Here is a 20,124-nt window from a genome sequence, read left to right on the forward strand (position 1 = left end):
ACCTCACGTCGCGCGGCGGCCGGGGTATACCGGTCGTGCACCGTCGGGTGGCCGCGTACCCTGTCGCGGATGGAGATCCGTATCGCCTCCGACGAGGACTGGCCGACCATCTATCCGTTCTACTCCGCGATCATGGCCGAGGGCCGGTCGTACGCGTTCCCCGAGCGGCAGAGCCTGGAGGAGGCGAGGCCGTGGTGGATGGAGCCGCCGCCGGGGCGGACGGTGGTGGCCGTGGTGGACGGGGTGGTCGCGGGTTCGGCGAAGATGGGGCCGAACAAGCCCGGGCGGGGCGCGCACATCGGGACCGGCTCGTTCCTGGTCGACCCGGCGTACCAGGGGCGGGGGATCGGCCGGGCGCTCGGCGAGTACGTCGTCGCCTGGCACCGCGCGCAGGGGTTCCGCGGGATCCAGTTCAACGCGGTCGTGGAGGTCAACGAGCCCGCGGTGCACCTCTGGACGTCGCTGGGCTTCGAGGTGGTCGGCACCGTCCCGGGGACCTTCGACCACCCCGAACACGGCCTGGTCGGCCAGCATGTGATGTTCCGCCGGCTCTGACGGCCCGCTGCGCCCCGGGCGGCTCCGGGGCGACGCGGCGGGAACCGGGCCGACCGGCCCGGTTCCCGTTCACGGCTTCGCGGCGGGTGCCGCCCGGTCAGCGGCGCAGCGGGCCCTCGCAGGTGTAGTCGGCGGTGCCGGCCCGGCCGGCGGGCCAGACGTCGACCTTGCCGAACCAGCAGTTCATGTCGGCCAGGTTGTTGGCGGCGCCGCCACCGCGGGCGAGGAGGTAGTAGTCGATGGTCCCGGACATGTCCTTGCGGGTCTGCCCGGCGTCGGCGGGGTTGGTGAGGTTGGCGGTGATCCGGCCGGAGCAGGTGAACCGCATGGTGTTGTTCCAGTCGGCGTTGTCCTTGCAGACCGGCGCGTTCTGGGTCGACCGGGTGAAGGCGTCCCGCACCTCGGAGGCCCAGGCGTAGCTGAGTTGGCCGTTGGAGGTGTAGGTGGTGACGGGCACGTACAGGCCGGGGAGGCGCCCGATGGCGGCGTCGAGGTAGGCGGTGTAGTCGCGCTGGAGGCCGGCGTCCCGGCCGAGGCGGTCGCGCCAGGCGTTGTAGCCGGCGAGGTCGTCGGCGCGCAGCAGGCGGTACATCTCGGCGAGCTGGTCGGAGTGCCGTTCGCCGAGCATGTTGAAGAAGGTGGCCGCGTACGGGTAGGCGCGGAACTGGTACCCGGACCAGGTGGCGTGCAGGATCTGGTCGACCGTCAGGCGTGTCAGGCCGCCCCGGTCCTCGGCGGCGATCTGGTCGACCATGGTCCGCCGGGCCTTGACGCCGTCCTTGGAGGTCGAGCCGGCGAAGTACTCGGCGGTGCCCTCGTTCATCGTGAAGGTGGCGTCGGAGGGCCAGCGGTCGGTGTAGCCGGTCTCCGGGATGGCCCAGCGGGCGTTGAGGTAGTGGGTGTACTCGTGGCGGAACAGTTCCTCCAGGCTGAAGGTCGACTCCAGGGAGGTCCGCTGGTAGGTGTAGAAGGTCGAGGGGGCCTCCAGGAACATGCCGCCGTTCTCGACGTCGCTGATCCCGAAGAGCAGGTACTGCAGGGACTTGTAGTTGGCCTTGGTGTCGTACAGGCGCACCGTGAGGACCGGGTGGTCGTCGTCGGCGAGCGGCCGGTCGGTGCCGATCACCCGGAAGAACTGCGCCTTGACCTGCTTGGTCGCGTAGTAGAGCTGGTCGGCGGTGGCGCGGTCGAGGGGGGTGCGGACGATCAGGGTGCCGTTGTCGTAGCTGTAGGTGTGGGGGAAGACCTCCCGTTCGAGGTCGGCCCGGCAGGCGTCGTGCCCGCCGCAGATGCCGGTGTCGTTGACGAGGACGGCGATGTTGTTCCACGGGGCGCTGAGCCGGCCGAAGGTGTTCCGGAGGCTGGTGATCATCGCACCGGCGTTGGCCTTCAGTTCGGGCCTGATCGACTCGACGGCGTGGAGCCGGGAGTACTCCGACATCGCGTCGCGGACGGCCCACTCGCTCTCGGTGCCCTTGAGGTGGGTGTAGCCGGCGTACGCGCGGAGGGCCTCCCGGAAGGAGGGGGCGGCGGCCACGGCGGCCTGGTAGCGGCCCTGGTCCTCGACGACGTTGTTGATGCCCTGGAAGTTGATCTGGAGGGCGCTCTGCACCGCCCAGTTCCAGCCGCGGTCGCCGACGGCGGGGCCGCCGGGGGCGAAGGACTTCAGGACCCGCTCGGTCAGCGGCAGGCGCCCGGGGCGCAGCCTGGGTGCGGTGGAGGTCTGGAGCAGCTCGCCCATGGCGAGGCCGTTCGCGGTGGTCGGCTCGAAGACCCGCGGGTTGGCGGTGTAGGCGGCGATCGCCCGCTCGATCGCGGTGGTGGTGGTGTCGTCGTTGAAGTCGAGTTCGTCGTGGCCGTAGTCGAAGAGGACCGCGACGTGCAGGTAGTACCAGAGCCCTTGCTGGTTCAGGTTGTTGGTGGCGTCGAAGCGCGGCGCGAGGGTGCTGATCCGGTCGGCGACCGCGCGGACGTGCGCGGTGGTGAAGACCTTGGCGAGCTCCGGACGCCAGCCGCCCAGCAGCGGGCGCAGACAGTCGTCGTAGCCGTGGGAGGGGTCGGCGAGGAAGTCCGCCAGGGCGGCCGGGCCGAGCGAGGCGAAGGCGGCCGGGGAGCAGGCCGCGCCCTGGTCGGCGGCGAGGGGGGTGGGGGCGCTCGCAGGGTCGGCGACCGGCTGCCCGGCGGTCGTCGTCGGCTGCATCGCGGCGGTGCCCGGAGCGCCCTCCGGGCCGGGGGCGCCCGGCGAAGCCTGGCCGGGTGCGTGCGCGACCTCTCCGTGGGGGCCGGTGGCCGGCTGCGGCGCCGGGGCCGCGGCCGGCGCGGGGAGGGCGGTGGTCGAGGGGGTGGCGGCCCGGGCGCTCTGGATGAGCGGGGCCGCGAGGGTGACGGCGAGTGCCGCGGACAGCAGGACCGTGCGCAGACGTGGAGCGGTGGGGGTCACCGGGACTCCTGAAGGTGTGAGGGCGTGCTGATGGGGTGGTGCCGTGGGGTGCGCGAACCACCGCGCAGGGCCGGGGGATGGGGAGGCGGCCGTGCACATACCCGTGCGGGCCGGTCGGTGGCGGTCGGCGGAGCCGTGCCGGAACCGGGGCGCAGCGGGGTCCGAGGTGGGGGTGAAGGAAGCCGGCGTTGGGGCGTCGACTCATCGATAAGTAAAATAGTAATGTCAAATTGCATTGCGCAAGTAGGTGTTGTGAGGAGTTCGGGCGCAGGGTAACGAGAGGGTCTCGGACTGCGGGTTCGTCGCGCAAAGGTCTTGACGCGGACTCCGCGGCGGGCGTTTGCTGGCACCCGCTCAACCAGAACTGATTGGTTCTGTTTGTTTGTGTGTATTTGAACGTTCAAATCGAGGGTGAGGCCATGACGGTGCTGGTTGTGCCGGAGTATCTGCGGCAGTTCGCCGAGCCGTCCGGCTACGTCGACTTCGCGAGGTTCGGGCCGGTCTCGGCCCGGGTCGCCGAGGTGCTGGCCCGAACCGCGGGGCGGCTCCACCGCGAGGGCTGGGAGGTCCTGGAGGGCCTCGACGCGCAGACGGAGGCGGCGGCGCGGACGGCGGGCGAGGTGCTCGGCTGTGCGCCGCACGAGATCGCGTTCGTCAGCTCGACCTCGCACGGCATGTTCGCCGCCGCCCACGCGCTCGGCGCCGCCGGGTCGGCCGGCGGGACGGTGCTGATGAGCCGGTCCGACTTCCCCGGCGCGCTCTACCCCTGGCTGCGCGCGGAGGGCAACGGCGGGCTGACGGTCCGTCAGCTGGACGGCCCGCTGACGGCGGACATCGTCCGGGCCGCCCTGGACGAGCGGGTGCACGCGGTCTCGGTCTGCGCGGTCGACGCCGCCACCGGGACCCGGGCGCCGATCGCCGCGATCAAGGAGGCGATCGGCCCGCACCGCGTCCTGGTCGTGGACGCCATCCAGGCGCTCGGTGCCGTCGAGTTCGCCGCCGACGCGGCGGACGTGCTGGTGGCGGGTGGTCAGAAATGGCTGCGGGCCGGCTGGGGCGCCGCCGTCCTGATGGTCCGTGACCGGGTGGCCGGGCGGCTGGCCCCGGGGCTCGGCGGATGGTCCGGCGTCGTCGACCCGATCGAGGCCCCCGGTCACCCCTGCCCCGCGCGGCCGGGAGCCGTCGCGCACACCGTCACCAACCCGGACGGCCCCGCCGTCGCGGCCCTGGGCGAGGCCCTCGCCCTGGTTCGGGACGTCGGCGTCGGCCGGATCAACGCGTTGATCGGCGAGGCGCTCGACGAGCTGCTCGGCACCGCCCGCGCCGTCGGCGCCGAGACCCTCGGCGGCGAGCGGACGGGCGGCGAGATGCCCGGCGTGAGCGGGATCGCGCGGGTCCGGCTGCCCGGCGCCGACCCCGCGGCCGTCCACCGCACGCTCGCGGAGGCCGGCCTCTCGACCACCCTGCGCGGCGGCTGGATCCGGCTGTCGCCGCACGCCAGCACCGGCCCGGCGGCGGCCGGGCTGCTGGGCGACGCGCTGCGGTCCGCCCGCACCCTCCTGACCGCGTGACCGCCTGACCGGGTGAACGTCGGCACCGCCGGCACCTGCCTGACCGCCTGACCGCCGGTATCGCCGGCACCCGCCTGACCGCCCGACCGCGTGACCGCCTGACCGCCCGACCGCGTGACCGCCTGACCGCCTGACTGCGTGACCGTCCGACCGTCGTGGCACCGTTCGACCGCGTCCGTCCACCCCCGGCGCCGCCCCCCCACCCCGGGCCGGGCCTCGCGCCGCCTGCACCGCCCGTTCCGCCCGACCGGCGAACGGCCGTCGCGCCACCCGACTCGCGGACGACCCGCGCCGCCGGACCGGGTGGGGCGCCCCCACCCCGGCTCTCCGCCCACCCCACCCGCTGTTCCCGCTCGATGCCGTTCCCCCCTCCTGAAAGGCATGCCATGTCACACCTCTCCCGTCGTGACCTCCTGCGGGCCTCCGGCGCGGGCCTGCTGGCCCTCTCCGCCGGTGGCGCCCTGTCCGCCTGCGGAGGCTCCGACTCCGGCTCCTCCGGCGGGGACGCCGCCACCGGAACCATCACCGTCTGGTCCTGGACGACGGCGGCCGAGGCGCTGCGCGGTGTGGTCCCCGCGTTCGAGAAGGACAACCCCGGCATCAAGGTCGACGTCCAGGACGTCGGCAACCCGGCGATCTGGGACAAGATCACGGTCGGCCTCGCGGCCGGCGGCCAGGGCCTCGCCGACGTCCTCCACATCGGTTGCGACTACCTGCCCGGCTACCTGGAGAAGTTCCCCGGCGGCCTGGCCGACCTGTCGGCCCTCGGCGCCGACGGCTACAAGGACAAGTTCGCCCAGGGTCTCTGGCCGGCCGTCGCCGACAAGGAGGGCCGCACCCGTGCGCTCCCCTGGGAGGTCAACGCGCAGGGCTTCTTCTACCGCAACGACATGTTCGACCGGGCCGGCATCGACCCGACCACGTTCCAGACCTGGGACGACGTGCTCGCCGTGGCCGAGAAGTTCAAGGCCGCCAACCCCGGCGTCGCCCTGATCGGCATCAACAAGTCCGGCACCCCCTCCTCCGACCTCGACTTCCTGCAGTCGCTGATGCAGCAGCAGGGCGCCTTCTACTTCGACCTCAAGGGCGACATCACCGTCTCCTCGCCGGAGGCGGTCCGGGCGCTGACCCTGCTCAAGCGCCTCGACGACGCCGGCCTGATCCTCGACTCCGCCAGCGCCACCATCTGGCGCAGCCAGATCAAGGAGGGCAAGATCGGCGCCAACCCCCTGGCGTCCTGGGGCGCGCACTGGATCGAGACCAAGTTCCCCGAGCAGAGCGGCAACTGGCGCCTCACCCGGCCGCCGGCGGTCACCCCCGGCGGCAAGCGCACCGCCATCGTCAACTCCACCCACCTGGCCGTCTCCGCGACCAGCCCCCGGCGCACCGCGGCCTGGAAGTTCGTCGAGTACGCCCTCACCCGGCCGGCCTCGGTCAACTCGATGTTCTCCGCCGGCGGCGTCTTCCCCGCGCTCACCGCGGCCTACCAGGACCCGATCTACACCGCGCCCAACGCCTACTACGGCGGCCAGCCCGTCCTCAAGACCTTCACCGACCTGCTCGGCGAGGGCGGCGACGCCACCAACTACTCCGGCGACTTCGCCCGCGCCCTCAAGCTCGTCAACGACGCCCAGGCCAAGGTGCTCACCAAGGGCGCCGACCCGGCCGCGGCCCTCCAGGACGCCGCCAAGCAGCTGGCCCAGCAGACCGGACGCAAGATCAAGTGACGACCGCCCTCCGCCCCGCCGCCCCGCCCCGGGCCACGGCGCCGCCGCCCTCCCGGCGCCGCGCGATGCTCCGCCGCCGGGCCCTGCCCTACCTGCTCCTCGCCCCCGCGCTGGTCACGTTCGGGGTGTTCAAGGCCTACCCGATCGTCTCCTCGCTGCTGCTGTCGCTGACCACCGGCTCCGGCGCGAACACCCGCAACGCCGGGCTGGCCAACTACCGCAAGCTGCTGGACGACCCGCTGTTCTGGACGGCACTGGGCAACACCGCCCGGATCCTCGTCGTGCAGGTCCCGTTGATGCTCGCGCTCGCGCTCGGGCTCTCGGTCGCCCTCCACGCGGCGCTCGTCCGCTTCCGCACCGTCTGGCGGCTGGGCATCTTCATGCCGGCCGTGACGGGCCTGGTCGCCACCGGTGTGGTGTTCGCCTTCCTCCTCGACAGCGACCGCGGCGCCGTCAACAGCCTGCTCGAAGCCGTCGGCCTGTCCGGCGTCGACTGGCTCGGCGACGGCTTCTGGGCCCGGATGGCCGTCGTCATGGTCCTCACCTGGCACTACACCGGCTACAACGCCGTCATCTACCTGGCCGGCCTGCAGGGCATCCCGAAGGAGCTGTACGAGGCCGCCATGGTGGACGGCGCCGGCCCGCTGCGCCGGTTCCTCTCGATCACCGTGCCGGCGCTGCGGCCCGTCCTGCTGTTCACCGTGGTGCTCTCCACCATCGGCACCCTCCAATTGTTCGACGAGCCGTACGTCCTCACCCGCGGCGGCCCCGACAACGCCACCCTCACCGTCTCCATGTACCTGTACGACAACGGCTTCCGCTACTTCGACTTCGGCTACGCCTCCGCCATCGCCTACGCGCTCACCCTGCTCGTCTCGGTGCTCGGCGCGGTCCAGATGCGCCTGATGGGAGAACGTGAATGACCCTGACGACGCGAGCGACCCGCGTGGCGCCCCCGGCCCCGGCGGCATCGGGGAAGGGGCTCCGCGACCGGATGCGCGGCTGGCCCACGACCCTCCTCCTGGCCGCCGTCACCGGAGTGTCCGTCGCCCCCTTCTACTGGCTGGTGATCTCCGCCACCCACAGCGACGCCGACATCTTCTCCTGGCCGCCCAAGCTGCTGCCCGGCTCCCACCTCGGCGAGAACCTCTCGCACCTGAACGCGAAGATCGGCCTCGGCCGGGTCCTCCTCAACTCCCTGCTCGTCGCCGGTGTGCAGACCCTCGGCGCGCTCGTGGTCGCGCTGCTCGCCGGCTACGCCTTCGCCAAGTTCCGGTTCCCCGGCCGGACGGTGCTGTTCGTCGTCCTGCTCTCCACCCTGGTGGTGCCGGACCAGGTGCTGCTGGTTCCGCTCTTCAAGATGATGATGTCGTTCGGCCTGATGGACAGCTACCAGGCCCTCATCCTGCCCGGCCTCTGCGTGCCCTTCGCGATCTTCCTGATGCGGCAGGCCCTGGCCGGCATGCCGGACGAACTCCTCGACGCCGCCCGGGTGGACGGCGCGGGCGAACTCCGGGTGCTGTTCGGGGTGGTCGTCCCGGTCATGCGCCCCGTCCTGGCCGCGCTGGGCATCTTCCTCTTCCTCGGTTCGTGGAACAGCTTCGTCTGGCCGCTGATCGCCCTGCGCAGCTCCGACATGCACACCCTGCCGGTCGCCCTGGCGACGCTCCACGGCATGAAGAGCAACACCGACTACGGCCTGATCCTCGCCGGGACCGCACTGTCCACCCTGCCCATGATGGTCCTCTTCCTGGCCCTTCAGCGGCAGTTCATCTCCGGCCTGCTGGCCGGCGCCACGAAAGGCTGACCATGGAACCGCCCACGAGCGAGCAGACCGAGCAGACCGAGACGACCGAGAAGACCGACCACGAGGAGATCTGGGAGCCGCACGCCCCCGCCACCACCGCCCGTCCCCGCCGGGTGGCCGCCGACGGCATCGACCTGCTGGTCACCGGCGAGGCGAGCGTCCGCACGGTGGACGAGGGCGTCATCGAGGTCACCGCCGAGGACCTCGGCGAGGTCCGGATCGAATGGCGCACGCCCTGCGTCGACGCCACCGCCTTCTGGACCCCCGAGGCCCGTGGCACCGGCTGGCTGCCCGCCGCCTGGAGCGCCCCGCGCCGGGTCACCCTCTCCCGTGGCGCCCCCGTCGCCGCCCTGATCGGCACCGGTGACACCGCGGTCTGCGCCTTCGCCGCCGACCGGGAGGACGTCCTGGCCGGCGCCGGAGTCGTGGAGGAGACCGGGGAGTTCCGGTACTGGGTCCAGGCCACCGGCCGGCTGACCGTCCGGATCGACACCTCCGGCCGGCACTACGCCCGCTGCCTGGCCGCCATCGCCGGCTGGTGGTGGTCCGGCCGGACCGCGAACGTCCCCGACGTCGCCCGCCGCCCCGCCTACTCCACCTGGTACTCGCTGCACCAGAACATCACCCCGGAGGCGGTCGAACGGCAGGCCGCCCTCGGCAAGGAACTCGGCCTCGACACGATCATCGTCGACGACGGCTGGATGACCACCGACCGCACCCGCGGCTACGCCCACTGCGGGGACTGGGAACCCCACTCCCTGCCCGACACCGCCGCCCACGTCGGCCGCGTCCACGACCTCGGCGTCCGCTACCTGCTCTGGTACGCGCTCCCGTTCATCGGCAAGGACAGCGCCGCCTGGGACGCCCTCTCCGGCTACGCGCTCACCAGCGCCGACCACATGGGTGCCGTCGTCGCGGACCCCCGCTACCCGAAGGTCCGCCGGCACCTCGCCGACAGCCTCGCCCGCGCCGTCGAGGAGTGGGGGATGGACGGGCTGAAGGTCGACTTCGTCGACTGGTTCGGCGTCCAGGACCCGCCGGCCGCCGGACCCGAGGCGGACTGCACGACCGTCGACGAGGGCCTCCACCTGCTGCTCGCCGAGATCCGCCGACGGGTCGACGCGGCCTGCTCCGAGGGCATGATCGAGCACCGCCAGCCGTACGTCAGCCCCGGGCTCTGGCCCTACGCCACCATGATCCGGGCCACCGACTGCCCGCTCAGCCCGCAGGAGAACCGCCAGCGCACCATCGACACCCGGCTGATCGCCGGACCGCTCGCCGTCCACGCCGACATGCTGATGTGGCACCCCGCCGAGCCCCCCGAGCAGCTCGCCGTCCACCTCATCAACGTCCTCTTCGCCGTCCCGCAGATCTCCGTCGACCTCGCCGTCCAGACGCCCGCCCAGCGGGAGGCCCTCGCCTTCTGGCTCGGTGTCGTCCGCGAGCACGTCGGCACCCTGCAGCTCGGCGACCTGCGGCCGGCCCGGCCCGACCTCGGCTACCCGATGGTCACCGCGACCGGCTCCGGGACGGGCACCACCGTCGTCGCCCGCTACGCGCCGCTGCCGGTCGACGCGGGCGCCGGTGCCGGTCCGTGGCGTAGCCTGCTGGTCGCCAATGCCGACGCCGACCCCGACGTGCGCCTCGTCGGCGGCCGGGGCACGGCCGAGGCCACCGTCCAGGACGCCCGCGGGCGGACCGTCCACCAGGGGACCGTCGACCTCGTGGAGGGCGGGGTCACGGTCGTCGTCCCCCGGGGCGGACTGCTGACGCTGCGCCGCCCGGCGCAGGACCCGCACGGCGACCACTGATCCAGCGACCGGAGCACCGATGACCGAGGGAACACGCCCCGCGCGCCGCGCCACCACCATCGCGGACGTCGCCCGCGCGGCCGGCGTGTCCCGGCAGACCGTCTCCAACGCGCTCAACGCCCCGCACCGCGTCCACCCGGACACGCTCGCCCGGGTCACCGCGGCCATCGACCGGTTCGGCTACCGGCCGGACCAGTCGGCCCGCTCGCTGCGGACCGGCGAACGGCGCACCATCGGCTACCTCGCGCCGGTGGACGACCCGTTCGACCCGAACCCGCTGATGGCGGGTTTCCTGGAAGCCCTGGTGGACGCGGCCGGCGCGGAGGGCCACCGGGTCCTGCTGGTCCGCGCGGCACCGGGGGAGGCGCGGACCCGGGCCGCGATCGACGACCTGGTGGCGGCCCGCCAGGTGGACGGGCTGGTCCTCGCGGACGTGCTTCCCGAGGACGCCCGGGTCGCCCACGCGGCCCGGGTCGGCGTCCCGTTCGCCTCCTTCGGCCGCACCGCGCCGGGGCTGCCCCAGCACTGGGTGGACATCGACAACGCGGCGGCCACGGCGGAGATCGCCCGCCACCTCGCGGAGCGCGGCCACCGGCGGGTCGGCTTCGTCGGCTCGGTGGTGCGGACACCCGGGGGGCCGGCCGACGGGCCGGCCGACGCGGCCGGGTCGTCCCCGCGTCCGCAGGCGGGCCCGGACGCGGGTCCGGGGTCCGTGGCGGGGGCGCCGGCGGAGCTGCCGTGGCTGGCGGCGCGCCGTGCGGGCTTCCACCGGGAGGCGCGCCGGCTCGGCCTGGAGGTCGTGCCGGTGCCGGAGGCCGGGTCGCTCCGCACCCTGCTGCGGGGCCGGGACCGGCCCACCGCCCTCGCCGCCGACAACGACCTGGCGGCCCTCGACGTCTACGAGGCCGCCCGGGCCGAGGGCCTGCTGGTCGGCCGCGACCTCGCGGTCACCGGCTTCCACGACACTCCGCTCGGCCGGCACCTGTATCCTCCGCTCACCTCGGTCCGGCTGCCGCTGCGCGGCATCGCGGCCGCGCTGGTGGGGCTGCTCCTGGCCCAGGTGCGGGGCGAACAGGTGACCGGGGCCGGGCTCGAACTGCCCACCGAACTCGTCGTGCGGGCGAGTTCGGGCTGAGCCCGGCCTCCGGGCGGGACCCCGGCCCCGTGTGGGACCGGGCCGGGGTGGTCCCCGGGTCCGGTGTGGGGCCGGACCCGGGGACCGACCGCAGACCGGTCCGGCCGTACCGTCCTGCCCGCCTGGCCCTGCCGGGGCCGGAGAGCTGGATCGAGGTCAACGGCCGTGCTCGGCACCGCCGTTGACCTGGATGATCTGGGCGGTCACATGGCCGGCGGACGGCGCGGCCAGCCAGCGGGCGGTCTCCGCGACGTCGGCCGGGCGCCCGGCCCGGCGGGTGTCGGCCTGGGCGACCAGGGTCGTCTCGCGCTCGGCGGAGAGCTCGCCGCGGAAGAACTCCGTGTCGGCGACGTAGCCGGGGGCGATCACGTTCACCGTGATGCCCTGGGGGCCCAACTGGGCGGACAGGTCGTAGGCGTACGGGTGGAGGGCGGCCTTGGCGGCGCCGTAGGAGCCCGAGCCGGATCCCCGGTACGCGGCGATCGAACCGATCAGGAGGACCCGGCCGCCGGGTGCCGCGAGCCGTTCCCTGAGCGCCTCGGTGAGCAGGACGGCGGTGAGGGTGTTGGCGCGGAAGTTCTCCTCCCACTCCCGGGCCGCCCCGGCGAGAGCGTCCGGCCGGTCGGCCGGTGAGCCCAGAGCCGCGTTGCCCCCCGCGGCGTTGACCAGCACGTCGACCCGCTCCCACCGCTCGCCGATGCTCCGCGCCACCCGCCCGGCCCCGTCCGGGTCGGACAGGTCGGCCGTCAGCCCGACCGGCACCGGTGCACCGGGATGTGCGGCGCGCAGCCGGTCGACGGCCCGGTCGAGCACCTCGGTGCGCCGTCCGACCAGGACCACCTGCTCGCCGTCGCCCGCGAAGGCCCCCGCGACGGCGTACCCGATCCCGGTGCCTCCGCCGCTCACCACCACCACCCGAGTCATCCGCCGGGCCTCCCTCGTCGTCGACGGGGACCGGTTGCCCGGTCCGGTGTCCGTGCGCGCCCGCTCGGCGCGCCCGGTCCCGCCAGCGTACTGATCACCGGCGCGGGCGCGGCGCGGTGTGCGGCGGTGTGCGCAGGATTGACACGGAGCGGTCATCCCGGTTCTCGGGAGAACGAGTTGACGTAGTGTGGACGTCACGCGGCGGACATCGAGGACCGGAGGACGCCATGCGCCGGATCGCGATCGCCGGAGCGGGTCAGGCGGGCCTCCAGCTCGCGCTGGGCCTGCTCGCGGCGGGCGGGTACGAGGTTACGGTGGTGTCGGCCCGGACGCCCGGGCAGCTGCGCGGCGGTCCGGTGCTCTCGACGCAGGCGATGTTCGGTCCGGCGCTGCGGATCGAACGGGCGGCCGGACTGGACCTGTGGGCCGGAGCGGCCCCGGCCGTCCGGAGCGTGGACGCCGTACTGGTGCCCGAACCGGGCGTTCGCGCCCTGGAGTTCACCATGACGCTGACCGAGCCCGCGCAGTCGGTCGACCAGCGGCTGAAGATGGCGCGCTGGCTGGAGCTGGTCGCCGAGCGCGGCGGCCGGGTCGAGTACCGGAGCCTGGACCGGCCCGGTCTGCGGCGGGTGGCCGAGGCGCACGAGCTGACGGTCGTCGCCGTCGGCCGGGGCGGACTGTCCGGGATCTTCGCGCCGGACACCGCCCGCTCGCCGTTCGACGCGCCGCAGCGCACGCTGGCCGCGCTGTACGCGCACGGGGTCGGCACACCCGATCCGTCGGCCGGGCCGAGGGCGCGGATGCACGCCGTCCCCGGCGTCGGGGAGCTGTACCTCCAGCCGGCGCTGACCCTGTCGGGCCCGTGCGACATCCTGCTCTGGGAGGCCGTCCCCGGCAGCCCGTTCGACTGCTTCGCCGACCGCCCGGAACCGGCCGAACAGCTGCTCCGGATCAGGGAGTTGCTGCGCACGTACCTGCCGTGGGAGGCGGACCTCTGGTCGGCCGCCGAGCCCACCGACGCCGGGGCGGCCCTGTACGGGGCGCTCACCCCGGCGGTGCGGCGTCCGGTCGCGCACCTGGACGGCGCCACGGGCGGCGGCGCCGACGGGGTGGCCGTGCTCGGCATCGGCGACGTGCTGGTGGTGAACGACCCGATCACCGGCCAGGGCGCGAACAGTGCGGCCCGGGCGGCCGACGCCTACCTGGCGGCGATCACCGGGCGGGGCGGGGCTGCGTTCACACCGGAGTGGATGCACGCCACCTTCGAGGACTTCTGGCACCGGCACGCCCGCCACACGGTCGACTTCACCACGGCGATGCTGACCATGCCCGACCACCTCCAGGCGGTGTTCGGGGCCGCCGCCGCGTACGAGCCGGTGGCCCGCAGGCTCGCCGACACCTACGCCGATCCCGTCGACCACGCCGCGTGGCTGGCCTCGCCCGAACTGACGGCGGCCTACCTGGCCGCGGTCGCCGCCGCGCCGGACGGCCCGGTGCCGTAGCCCGCCGCGGCCACCGACCGACCGCCCGCTCACCCCGACCGCTCGCCCCCGCTCGCCCGACCGCCCCGCCCGTCAGTTGCCGTCGCCGACCCGCAGCTCGGTGGCGATCTGGCGGCGCCCGGCGACCAGGGCCTCGGCGAGGACCCCGGCCGCGACCAGCGCGGCGAGGCCGAGCGTCGGCGGCACCACGGCCCAGCCGCTCACCGGCAGGCCCGGCGGCACGCGGGTGCCGAGCAGGGCGGAGAGGTCGAAGACCGGCCCGAGCACGGCGACGGCGGTCAGCGCCGCCAGTGCGCCGCCGGCCGCGGCGAGCAGCGTCTGGGGCAGCGTCTCGGTGAGGATGAGGGCCAGCCCCTGCCGGGGACGCAGGCCCATGGTGCGCAGCCGGGCCAGCGACGCGGCGCGGTCGGGGGCGGCCCGGAGCAGGGTGAGCAGCACGGCGAGCAGGGCGAACGCCCCGGCGCCGGCCGTGGCGGCCCGGAAGATCCGCGAGGCGGCGTGCTGGAGGGGGTCGGTGGTGAGCTCGGCGACGAACTCCTCACTGGTGTACATCAGGTACCCCTCGGGGAGGGAGTCGGCGTTCGGTCCGGCGGGCCGGATGCCGGTGAGCCTCGCCGTGTCGGCGACGATCTCGGTCACCGGCAGCTGGTGCGCCAGCCGCCGCACGGCGTCCGCGTCGATGTCGCCGACGGCGTACCAGTAGGTGCGGCGGGCGAGTTCGGGCAGCAGGGCGACGGCGGGTCCGGCCGGGAGCACCACGAACGGGCGGGTCGAGTCGCGCAGCGCGGGGGTGGCGTCGACGGTGGCGGTCCGGGCGGCGGAGATCTCGCCGTTGCTGCCGAAGCGGAGCCGGCGGGCGTCGGCGTCGCCGCCGAGCGCGGCGACCAGGCCGGCGGAGTACAGCGCGGGGACGGGGGTGTCCGGTGGGCCGGACGGCTCGGGGACCCCGCCCGCGGGGGCCGCCGCCGCGGCGCCGCCGAGCCTCTCCGGGTCGAAGACGCCCCGGCCGAGCGAGCGCGAGATGGCGGCGTAGGCGACCGGGTCGACCACCACGGCGGTGATCGTGAGCGGGCGGTCGCCGGGCCGGAGCACGACGGCGTCGGTCTCCAGGAAGACGGCGGTGGCGGCCGTGACCCCGGGCAGGGCGCCGGCGGCGGCGGTGAAGGAGTCCGGCAGGGTGACGCCGGTCGGTCCGCTCAGCATGACGTCGCCGCCGACGGCGACGCGCGAGCTGCGCACCCGGCCGGAGTCGACCGCGTCGATCATGTCGGCCCCGAAGCCGGCCGTGGTGACGGCGAGCAGCAGGGCGAACACCGGGAGGACGGTGGGGCGCGGGCGGTCGCCGGTGCCGCGCGCGGCGCGGGCCAGGCCGAGGAAGCCGACGACGCCGCGCCGCCGTCCGACCAGCCGGGCCAGCGAGCCGACCAGCAGCGGCTGGATGCGCGCGATCAGCAGACCGGCGGCGAGCGCGATCAGCAGCGGGGTGGTGACCACCAGCGGATCGAGGCCGCTGCCGGCCGGGGTGACGCCGCGCCGCCTGACCTCGGCCACGGCCGCCACCGTGACGGCCAGTACGGCGAGTTCGCCGACCAGCCGGCGCCGGCCGTCGGTCGGGCGGGGGCCGGAGAGCAGCATCGCGGCGCGCAGCGGGAAGGCGACCAGGGAGACCAGCGCCACGGCCGTGCCGGCCAGCACGGAGGCGCCCCAGCGCGGGGTCGGCAGCAGCAGGAGGGCGAGCGCCAGGCCCAGGCCGGCGGCGGGGAGCACCGTCACGGCGCCCTCGCCGAGCAGCCGGCGCAGCACGCCGCCCTGCGAGCCGCCGCGGGCCCGGAGCAGCCGGATCTCCGCGGTGCGCCGGTCGGCGGCCAGTGCGGCGGCCAGGAGGAGCACCACCGCGACGACCCCGGCGAGCCCGGCCGGTCCGATCGCCGCCAGCGGGGCGGCGGCCTCCCGGCGTTCGGTGGCCAGGGTGAACAGCTGCGGCAGCAGGGAGACGGTGCGCAGGTCGGGCCGGCCGGTGGTGGTCATCAGGCCGGCGGCGGTCGGGCCGGTCAGGTAGGAGTTGATCTCGGTCTCGGCCCGGGGGAGCCGGTCCACGCGCAGCGAGTCCGGGTCGACCGGCTGCCGCCAGAAGGCGTGCCCGCCCCGGGCCCACTCGACGAGCCGGGTCAGCGACTCGTCGCCGACGACGCCGGTGGTCTGCCAGGCGCGCAGCTTCTCGTTGGTGAGGGGGAGTTCCAGGCAGCCGCGGTTCACGCAGCCGAGGTCGGTCCAGTACGGGTCGGCCTCGTCGTGGGCGGAGTAGAAACCGACGACCTCGACCCCCAGCTCCGGCGCGGGGTTGCCGAACTCCTCGGTGAGCACGTCGCCCAGGTGGATGCTCAGCTTCTCGGCGGAGTGCGCCGAGACCGCGATCGGCAGCGGCCGATCGCGCGGGGCGCCGGTCGGCCACCGGCCGGCGACCAGGGTGGCGTGCTCGGCGATCTTCGCCAGGTTGAGCAGCCGCAGCGACGGCGAGAGGCCGTCGGGGCGGGCGAGGCCCGGGTTGCCGAGGGGCGTGGGCTTGGCGCCGAACACGCCGTAGACCGGGCCGCTGTCGGCGATGCGGAACTCTCCGCCGGTCCGGGAGGCGAGGTCGGCGGCGACGGCGGCCAGGGCGGCGGTGTCGTCGCCGTCCCGGATCTCGGAGGTGGTGTACAGGCTGGTCCCGCTCGCGTTGCGGGAGTGCAGGAAGTCGCGCAGGGCCGCGTCCGCGCCGAGGTCCACGGCCCGGGGCAGCGCCGCGGTGAGGAACACGGCGGCGAGGACCAGGACGGCGTTGAGGACGGCCGTGGACCGTGCGGACCGCAGCCGGGTGCGGACCCACGGCGCGGGCCGGTGCTCGACGCGGACCGGTTCGAGGGTCTGGCCTTGCATCCCGCGTCTCCTGCCCCCGTACGCCCCGCTCCCGTGCACGGACGCCACACCGATTCCGGTGTCGGACCACCGGATAGCGGACGATGCTGTCAGATCCGTGTACGGAACGGAAGGTCCGTTCGGGCAGGAAGACCGGCCCCTCCGGTCGGGCTGTCGGAGGCGTCCTCTAGGTTCTGGGGTGTCGAGGGGCGGACCGCCGTAGGCCGCCGCACCGACCGCGCGACACCGCGCGGGACCGCGCCACACCGCGCCCGGAAGGGGCCCACGCCATGCCAGCCACCGCCGCCGAGCAGTCGACCTACCTGGAGCTGTCCGAGGACACCGGCAGCGCCCACAAGTTCTACGAGGTCCGGGTCGCGGGGGTGGACGTGACCGTCACCTACGGCCGGATCGGCGAGGGCGGCCAGACCAAGACCACCGCCTACGCGTCGCCGGAGAAGGCCGCGGCGGCCGCCGCCAAGAAGATCGGGGAGAAGGTCCGCAAGGGCTACGCCCCGGCGGTGCGCGGGGTGCGCCAGGCCCGGGCGGTGACGCGGCGGGCGATCGTCAGCTCCCGCTCGACGGCCACTCAGGCGCCGGTGCTGTGGCGGTTCCGCTCCGGCGCGGCCGCGTTCGGCATCTTCGTCGGCGAGGAGCACGCCTGGGTGGGCAACGAGCGCGGCGACGTCTACACGCTGACCCACGACGGCCGGGTGACCGGCCGCTACGGGCTGCCCGACGGGGTCAAGTGCATCGTGGCGGACGACTGGTGGATCTACGCGGGCTGCGACGACGGCAAGGTGTACGACCTCGGCGGCAAGGTGCCGCGGGTGGCGTACGAGATAGCCGAGGACGTCGACATCTACTGGCTGGACATCCACGACGGCGTGCTCGGCGTGGCCGACGCGCGCGGCGGGATCACCACCGTCGACCACGAGGACGAGTTCCAGTGGCGGCGCAAGGCCGAGGGCACCGACGGCTGGATGGTGCGCTGCGACGCGGACGGCGTCTACCACGGGCACTCGCGCGGGGTGGCCCGGTACGCGGCGCGCGGCGGCGAGCCGGTCTGGCACGCCCGCACCGACGGCGCCGTGCTGTTCGGCTGGCAGGAGCCGGACGAGGTGTTCGCCGGGACGTCGCGCGGCTCGGTCCACCGGCTGCGGAAGGCGGACGGCTCCGAGGTCGCCCGCTACCGCTGCGACGCGGCCGTGTTCTCCTGCGCCGCCTCGCCCGACGGCCGGTACGTCTTCGCGGGGGACAACCACTCCTCGGTGTACTGCTTCGCGGCCGACGGCACCCGGCTGTGGAAGCTGGGCACCGGCTGCGGTTCGGCGTACAGCATGCAGTACCGCGACGGCCGGCTGTACCTGGTGACCACGGACGGCTCGCTGGTCTGCCTGGACGCGAGCGAGACGGCGGTGCGCGAGGCGGAGGAGGGCCGGCTGCCGCAGGCCGCCGAGGTGGACGGCGACGGCTGGACGGCCGCGGTGGCCGGGGCCGAGATCGAGGCGGTGACCGCCGGATCGGCGGGCGCGGCCGGCGGCGTCGAGGTGGAGTGCGTGCAGGACGGTGTCCGGCTGCGGGTGCGGGTGGTCTCGGCGGGCTTCGACCCGAGCCGCCGGGTGCAGTTCCCGAAGGACATCCGGGTGCCGGGCGCGCGCTACCTGGTGGCCGAGGTGCTGGAGTCGGGCAACGGCGCGTTCTACCGGGCGCGCGGGGACATCAAGCGTCTGCTCTGACGTGGATTCCGTTCATCCGGCGGACCGTTGACAGCCCGTCGCGGGCCTCGGTGTAATGCGGTGGCCGGGTGTGTGCCGGGTGTGTGCCGGGTGCGCGTCACGAGGGCTGCCACGTGGCTGCGCGGCACACCGACCGCTTCGGGCTCGCCCGGGGGGAAGGCAGGATGTCATGGGTGCGGAGACTGCGGTGGCGGCGGGATCCGTCGGACTGAACTCCCGGATGGCCGCGCTGTACGAGCGGGACCTGACCTGCCGGTCGCTGGGCATCACGCTGGACGAGGTGGCCACCGGGCGGGCGCTGATGCGGATGACGGTGGCCCCGGCCATGGTCAACGGCCACGGGACCGCCCACGGCGGCTACCTCTTCCTGCTCGCCGACGCGGCGTTCTCCTACGCCTGCAACAGCTACGGACCGGTGACGGTGGCGCAGGCCGCGCAGGTGACCTTCCTGGCGCCGGCCGCGGTCGGCGACGAGCTGGTCGCCGAGGCGCTCGAACGGGCCCGGTCCGGGCGCACCGGCGTCTACGACGTGACGGTGCGGACCGCGGCCGGGAAGACCGTCGCGGAGTTCCGCGGCCAGAGCGTGATGCTGGCCGGGAAGCCGCTGACGGGCTGACGGCGCACGGGCCGGCGGCGCACGGGCCGACCGGGCGGGGGGACCGCCCGGCCGGTCCGGCCGGGCGTCAGGCGGGCGGGCGCTCGTCCACCACCTGCTGGAGCTTGCCGGTGCGCGGGTTGGTGACCAACTCGGCACGCGGCACCCACTCGACGGTGAGGTGGTGGATCGCGCCGTCCGCCACGTCGTGCGGGTAGAGCGGGCGGGCCGCGTACACGGCGCCGATGAGCCGCTCGCTCAGCTCGGCCGGGGGGAGCTCCTCGGTGTAGCCGAGCCGGAGGATCAGGCCGTCCCTGCCGTCCCACCGGCGCTGCACCAGCTGGATGCCGGAGATCACCTGGTCCGGGTCGGCGGCGACCAGCACCGCGCGGATCTCCTCGGTCGGCATCGCGACGGTGCCGATCCGGGCGCCCTCGACCGACCGGCCGACCAGCCGGAACCGTCCGCGCTCCGGGTCGACCCACTCGGCACGGTCACCGGTGGGGTAGCGCAGGATCGGCATCAGGGTGCGGAACAGGTTGGTGACCACCACCCGGCCGGGCACCCCCGGGGCGGTGATCGGCTCGCCGGTCACGTCGTCGACCAGCTCGACGACCGTGCGGTTCGGGAACGCCTCGTGCACCCGGACGTCGTCGCCCGGCACCGGCGCGCCGACCAGCCCGGCGTCCACCGAGGCGTAGCCGATCGAGGCGACGGCCGCCTTGGGGAAGGCCCGGGACAGGATCGGCCGCAGGTCGGCGAAGAGCAGGTCGCCGCCGAAGAGCAGTAGTTCGACGCGCTCGGCGACCTGTCCGTGCTTCACCAGGTACTCGGCGACCGAGCTGAGCTTCATCGGCTCGCCCGCCAGCACGTCGACGCCGAAGTCCTCGATCAGTCCGGCCACGTACGCGTCCGGTGCGGCGCCGACGGGCAGCCGGACGTTGTCCACCGGGGCGTGGTGCAGGGCGTTCTCGATGTAGAGGAAGCCGCCGTAGAGCTCGCCGGCCCAGAACAGGTTGGCGACCCGGTGGCCGGGCTTGAGGCCGGCCTGGACCAGGCCCGCGCCGAAGGCGGTGACGGAGTCGGCGTGCTCGGTGCGCGACCAGGGCGAGAACTTGGGGACGCCGGTGGTGCCGCCGGTCTTGTAGACGCCCGCATCGAGCAGCGGACCGGTCAGCAGACGGTTCTCCGGCCACGAGTTGGCGGCCCAGAAGGCGGTCTGCTCGATGACGGGGAGCTGCGTGAGGTGCTCGATGCGGTCCGGCAGACCGCGGTACAGCTCCGCGTAGAAGGGGGAGTTCCTCCGGGCGAAGTCGACCAGGTCGGGCAGCGGTTTGGCGGGCACGGTACTTCTCCTGACTGCGGGGGCGGGGGCGGGGGGGGGGGGGGGGGGGGGGGGGGCGGGCCGGCGACGGGCGGGCGG

Annotated in this window: 14 protein-coding genes; 10 read left to right on the forward strand and 4 right to left on the reverse strand. The window is 74.5% G+C overall.

Translation table 11 applies throughout. The features are described from left to right. Nucleotides 1-69: 69 nt before the first annotated feature. The gene (locus ACFWOG_RS29190) at nt 70-555 is read left to right on the forward strand and encodes a GNAT family N-acetyltransferase (protein ID WP_329878135.1); all 486 of its coding nucleotides are present in this window, start codon (nt 70-72) and stop codon (nt 553-555) included. A gap of 97 nt (nt 556-652) precedes the next feature. On the opposite strand, the gene ACFWOG_RS29195 is transcribed toward ACFWOG_RS29190, so the two are convergent. Further along, the gene (locus tag ACFWOG_RS29195) at nt 653-2,995 is read right to left on the reverse strand and encodes a collagenase (protein ID WP_329951936.1); all 2,343 of its coding nucleotides are present in this window, start codon (nt 2,993-2,995) and stop codon (nt 653-655) included. Nucleotides 2,996-3,414: 419 nt separating this feature from the next. Between ACFWOG_RS29195 and ACFWOG_RS29200 the strand changes: the two genes are divergently transcribed. The 6 genes from ACFWOG_RS29200 (at nt 3,415) to ACFWOG_RS29225 (ending at nt 11,046) form a co-directional block, all read left to right on the forward strand. Further along, nucleotides 3,415-4,566: an aminotransferase class V-fold PLP-dependent enzyme gene (locus ACFWOG_RS29200; RefSeq protein ID WP_329951937.1), complete on the forward strand. Its 1,152-nt coding sequence runs from the start codon at nt 3,415-3,417 to the stop codon at nt 4,564-4,566. Nucleotides 4,567-4,952: 386 nt separating this feature from the next. Continuing rightward, a complete protein-coding gene (locus ACFWOG_RS29205) occupies nt 4,953-6,293 on the forward strand; it encodes a sugar ABC transporter substrate-binding protein (RefSeq protein WP_329878141.1) in 1,341 nt (446 codons plus the stop codon). Between the two features lie 65 nt (nt 6,294-6,358). Further along, nucleotides 6,359-7,216, forward strand: coding sequence for a carbohydrate ABC transporter permease (locus ACFWOG_RS29210; protein WP_380361815.1), 858 nt, complete (start codon nt 6,359-6,361; stop codon nt 7,214-7,216). Beyond that, the gene (locus tag ACFWOG_RS29215) at nt 7,213-8,100 is read left to right on the forward strand and encodes a carbohydrate ABC transporter permease (RefSeq protein WP_329951939.1); all 888 of its coding nucleotides are present in this window, start codon (nt 7,213-7,215) and stop codon (nt 8,098-8,100) included. The genes ACFWOG_RS29210 and ACFWOG_RS29215 overlap by 4 nt, the downstream gene beginning before the upstream one ends. A gap of 2 nt (nt 8,101-8,102) precedes the next feature. Then, nucleotides 8,103-9,911 carry a glycoside hydrolase family 36 protein gene (locus ACFWOG_RS29220; protein WP_380361801.1) on the forward strand — a complete coding sequence of 603 codons (1,809 nt, stop codon included), beginning with the start codon at nt 8,103-8,105 and terminating at the stop codon, nt 9,909-9,911. Nucleotides 9,912-9,930: 19 nt separating this feature from the next. Then, on the forward strand, nt 9,931-11,046 hold the full coding sequence (locus ACFWOG_RS29225; protein WP_380361803.1) for a LacI family DNA-binding transcriptional regulator: 1,116 nt from the start codon (nt 9,931-9,933) through the stop codon (nt 11,044-11,046). A 156-nt stretch (nt 11,047-11,202) separates the two neighbouring features. Here ACFWOG_RS29225 and ACFWOG_RS29230 read toward each other — a convergent pair whose 3' ends face one another. Continuing rightward, nucleotides 11,203-11,970 (reverse strand): SDR family NAD(P)-dependent oxidoreductase, encoded by a 768-nt coding sequence (locus ACFWOG_RS29230; RefSeq protein WP_380361805.1) that lies wholly within the window; start codon nt 11,968-11,970, stop codon nt 11,203-11,205. Nucleotides 11,971-12,197: 227 nt separating this feature from the next. On the opposite strand from ACFWOG_RS29230, the gene ACFWOG_RS29235 reads away from it, so the two are divergent. Beyond that, complete coding sequence (locus ACFWOG_RS29235; RefSeq protein ID WP_380361807.1) at nt 12,198-13,472, forward strand: styrene monooxygenase/indole monooxygenase family protein; 1,275 nt, start codon at nt 12,198-12,200, stop codon at nt 13,470-13,472. Nucleotides 13,473-13,544: 72 nt separating this feature from the next. Here ACFWOG_RS29235 and ACFWOG_RS29240 read toward each other — a convergent pair whose 3' ends face one another. Beyond that, a complete protein-coding gene (locus tag ACFWOG_RS29240) occupies nt 13,545-16,388 on the reverse strand; it encodes a hypothetical protein (RefSeq protein WP_380361809.1) in 2,844 nt (947 codons plus the stop codon). 269 nt (nt 16,389-16,657) lie between these two features. On the opposite strand from ACFWOG_RS29240, the gene ACFWOG_RS29245 reads away from it, so the two are divergent. Then, entirely contained in the window at nt 16,658-18,106 is a 1,449-nt protein-coding gene (locus tag ACFWOG_RS29245; protein ID WP_355402095.1) for a WGR domain-containing protein, read from the forward strand. A gap of 169 nt (nt 18,107-18,275) precedes the next feature. Beyond that, nucleotides 18,276-18,722: a hydroxyphenylacetyl-CoA thioesterase PaaI gene (paaI, locus tag ACFWOG_RS29250; protein ID WP_380361811.1), complete on the forward strand. Its 447-nt coding sequence runs from the start codon at nt 18,276-18,278 to the stop codon at nt 18,720-18,722. Between the two features lie 67 nt (nt 18,723-18,789). Here paaI and ACFWOG_RS29255 read toward each other — a convergent pair whose 3' ends face one another. Continuing rightward, nucleotides 18,790-20,046, reverse strand: a complete 1,257-nt coding sequence (locus ACFWOG_RS29255) for a phenylacetate--CoA ligase family protein (protein WP_380361813.1) — start codon at nt 20,044-20,046, stop codon at nt 18,790-18,792. Between the last annotated feature and the right edge of the window lie 78 nt (nt 20,047-20,124).

The sequence above is a fragment of the Kitasatospora sp. NPDC058406 genome (assembly GCF_042722765.1).
Lineage (GTDB): Bacteria > Actinomycetota > Actinomycetes > Streptomycetales > Streptomycetaceae > Kitasatospora.

Excerpts from the sequence above, each read along its gene's own strand:
- ACFWOG_RS29190 (WP_329878135.1), top strand. The coding sequence starts at position 70 with ATGGAGATCCGTATCGCCTCCGACGAGGACTGGCCGACCATCTATCCG.
- ACFWOG_RS29205 (WP_329878141.1), top strand. The coding sequence starts at position 4,953 with ATGTCACACCTCTCCCGTCGTGACCTCCTGCGGGCCTCCGGCGCGGGC.
- ACFWOG_RS29235 (WP_380361807.1), top strand. The coding sequence starts at position 12,198 with ATGCGCCGGATCGCGATCGCCGGAGCGGGTCAGGCGGGCCTCCAGCTC.
- ACFWOG_RS29245 (WP_355402095.1), top strand. The coding sequence starts at position 16,658 with ATGCCAGCCACCGCCGCCGAGCAGTCGACCTACCTGGAGCTGTCCGAG.
- ACFWOG_RS29200 (WP_329951937.1), top strand. The coding sequence starts at position 3,415 with ATGACGGTGCTGGTTGTGCCGGAGTATCTGCGGCAGTTCGCCGAGCCG.
- paaI (WP_380361811.1), top strand. The coding sequence starts at position 18,276 with ATGGGTGCGGAGACTGCGGTGGCGGCGGGATCCGTCGGACTGAACTCC.
- ACFWOG_RS29215 (WP_329951939.1), top strand. The coding sequence starts at position 7,213 with ATGACCCTGACGACGCGAGCGACCCGCGTGGCGCCCCCGGCCCCGGCG.
- ACFWOG_RS29225 (WP_380361803.1), top strand. The coding sequence starts at position 9,931 with ATGACCGAGGGAACACGCCCCGCGCGCCGCGCCACCACCATCGCGGAC.
- ACFWOG_RS29240 (WP_380361809.1), bottom strand. The coding sequence starts at position 16,388 with ATGCAAGGCCAGACCCTCGAACCGGTCCGCGTCGAGCACCGGCCCGCG.
- ACFWOG_RS29230 (WP_380361805.1), bottom strand. The coding sequence starts at position 11,970 with ATGACTCGGGTGGTGGTGGTGAGCGGCGGAGGCACCGGGATCGGGTAC.
- ACFWOG_RS29210 (WP_380361815.1), top strand. The coding sequence starts at position 6,359 with ATGCTCCGCCGCCGGGCCCTGCCCTACCTGCTCCTCGCCCCCGCGCTG.
- ACFWOG_RS29220 (WP_380361801.1), top strand. The coding sequence starts at position 8,103 with ATGGAACCGCCCACGAGCGAGCAGACCGAGCAGACCGAGACGACCGAG.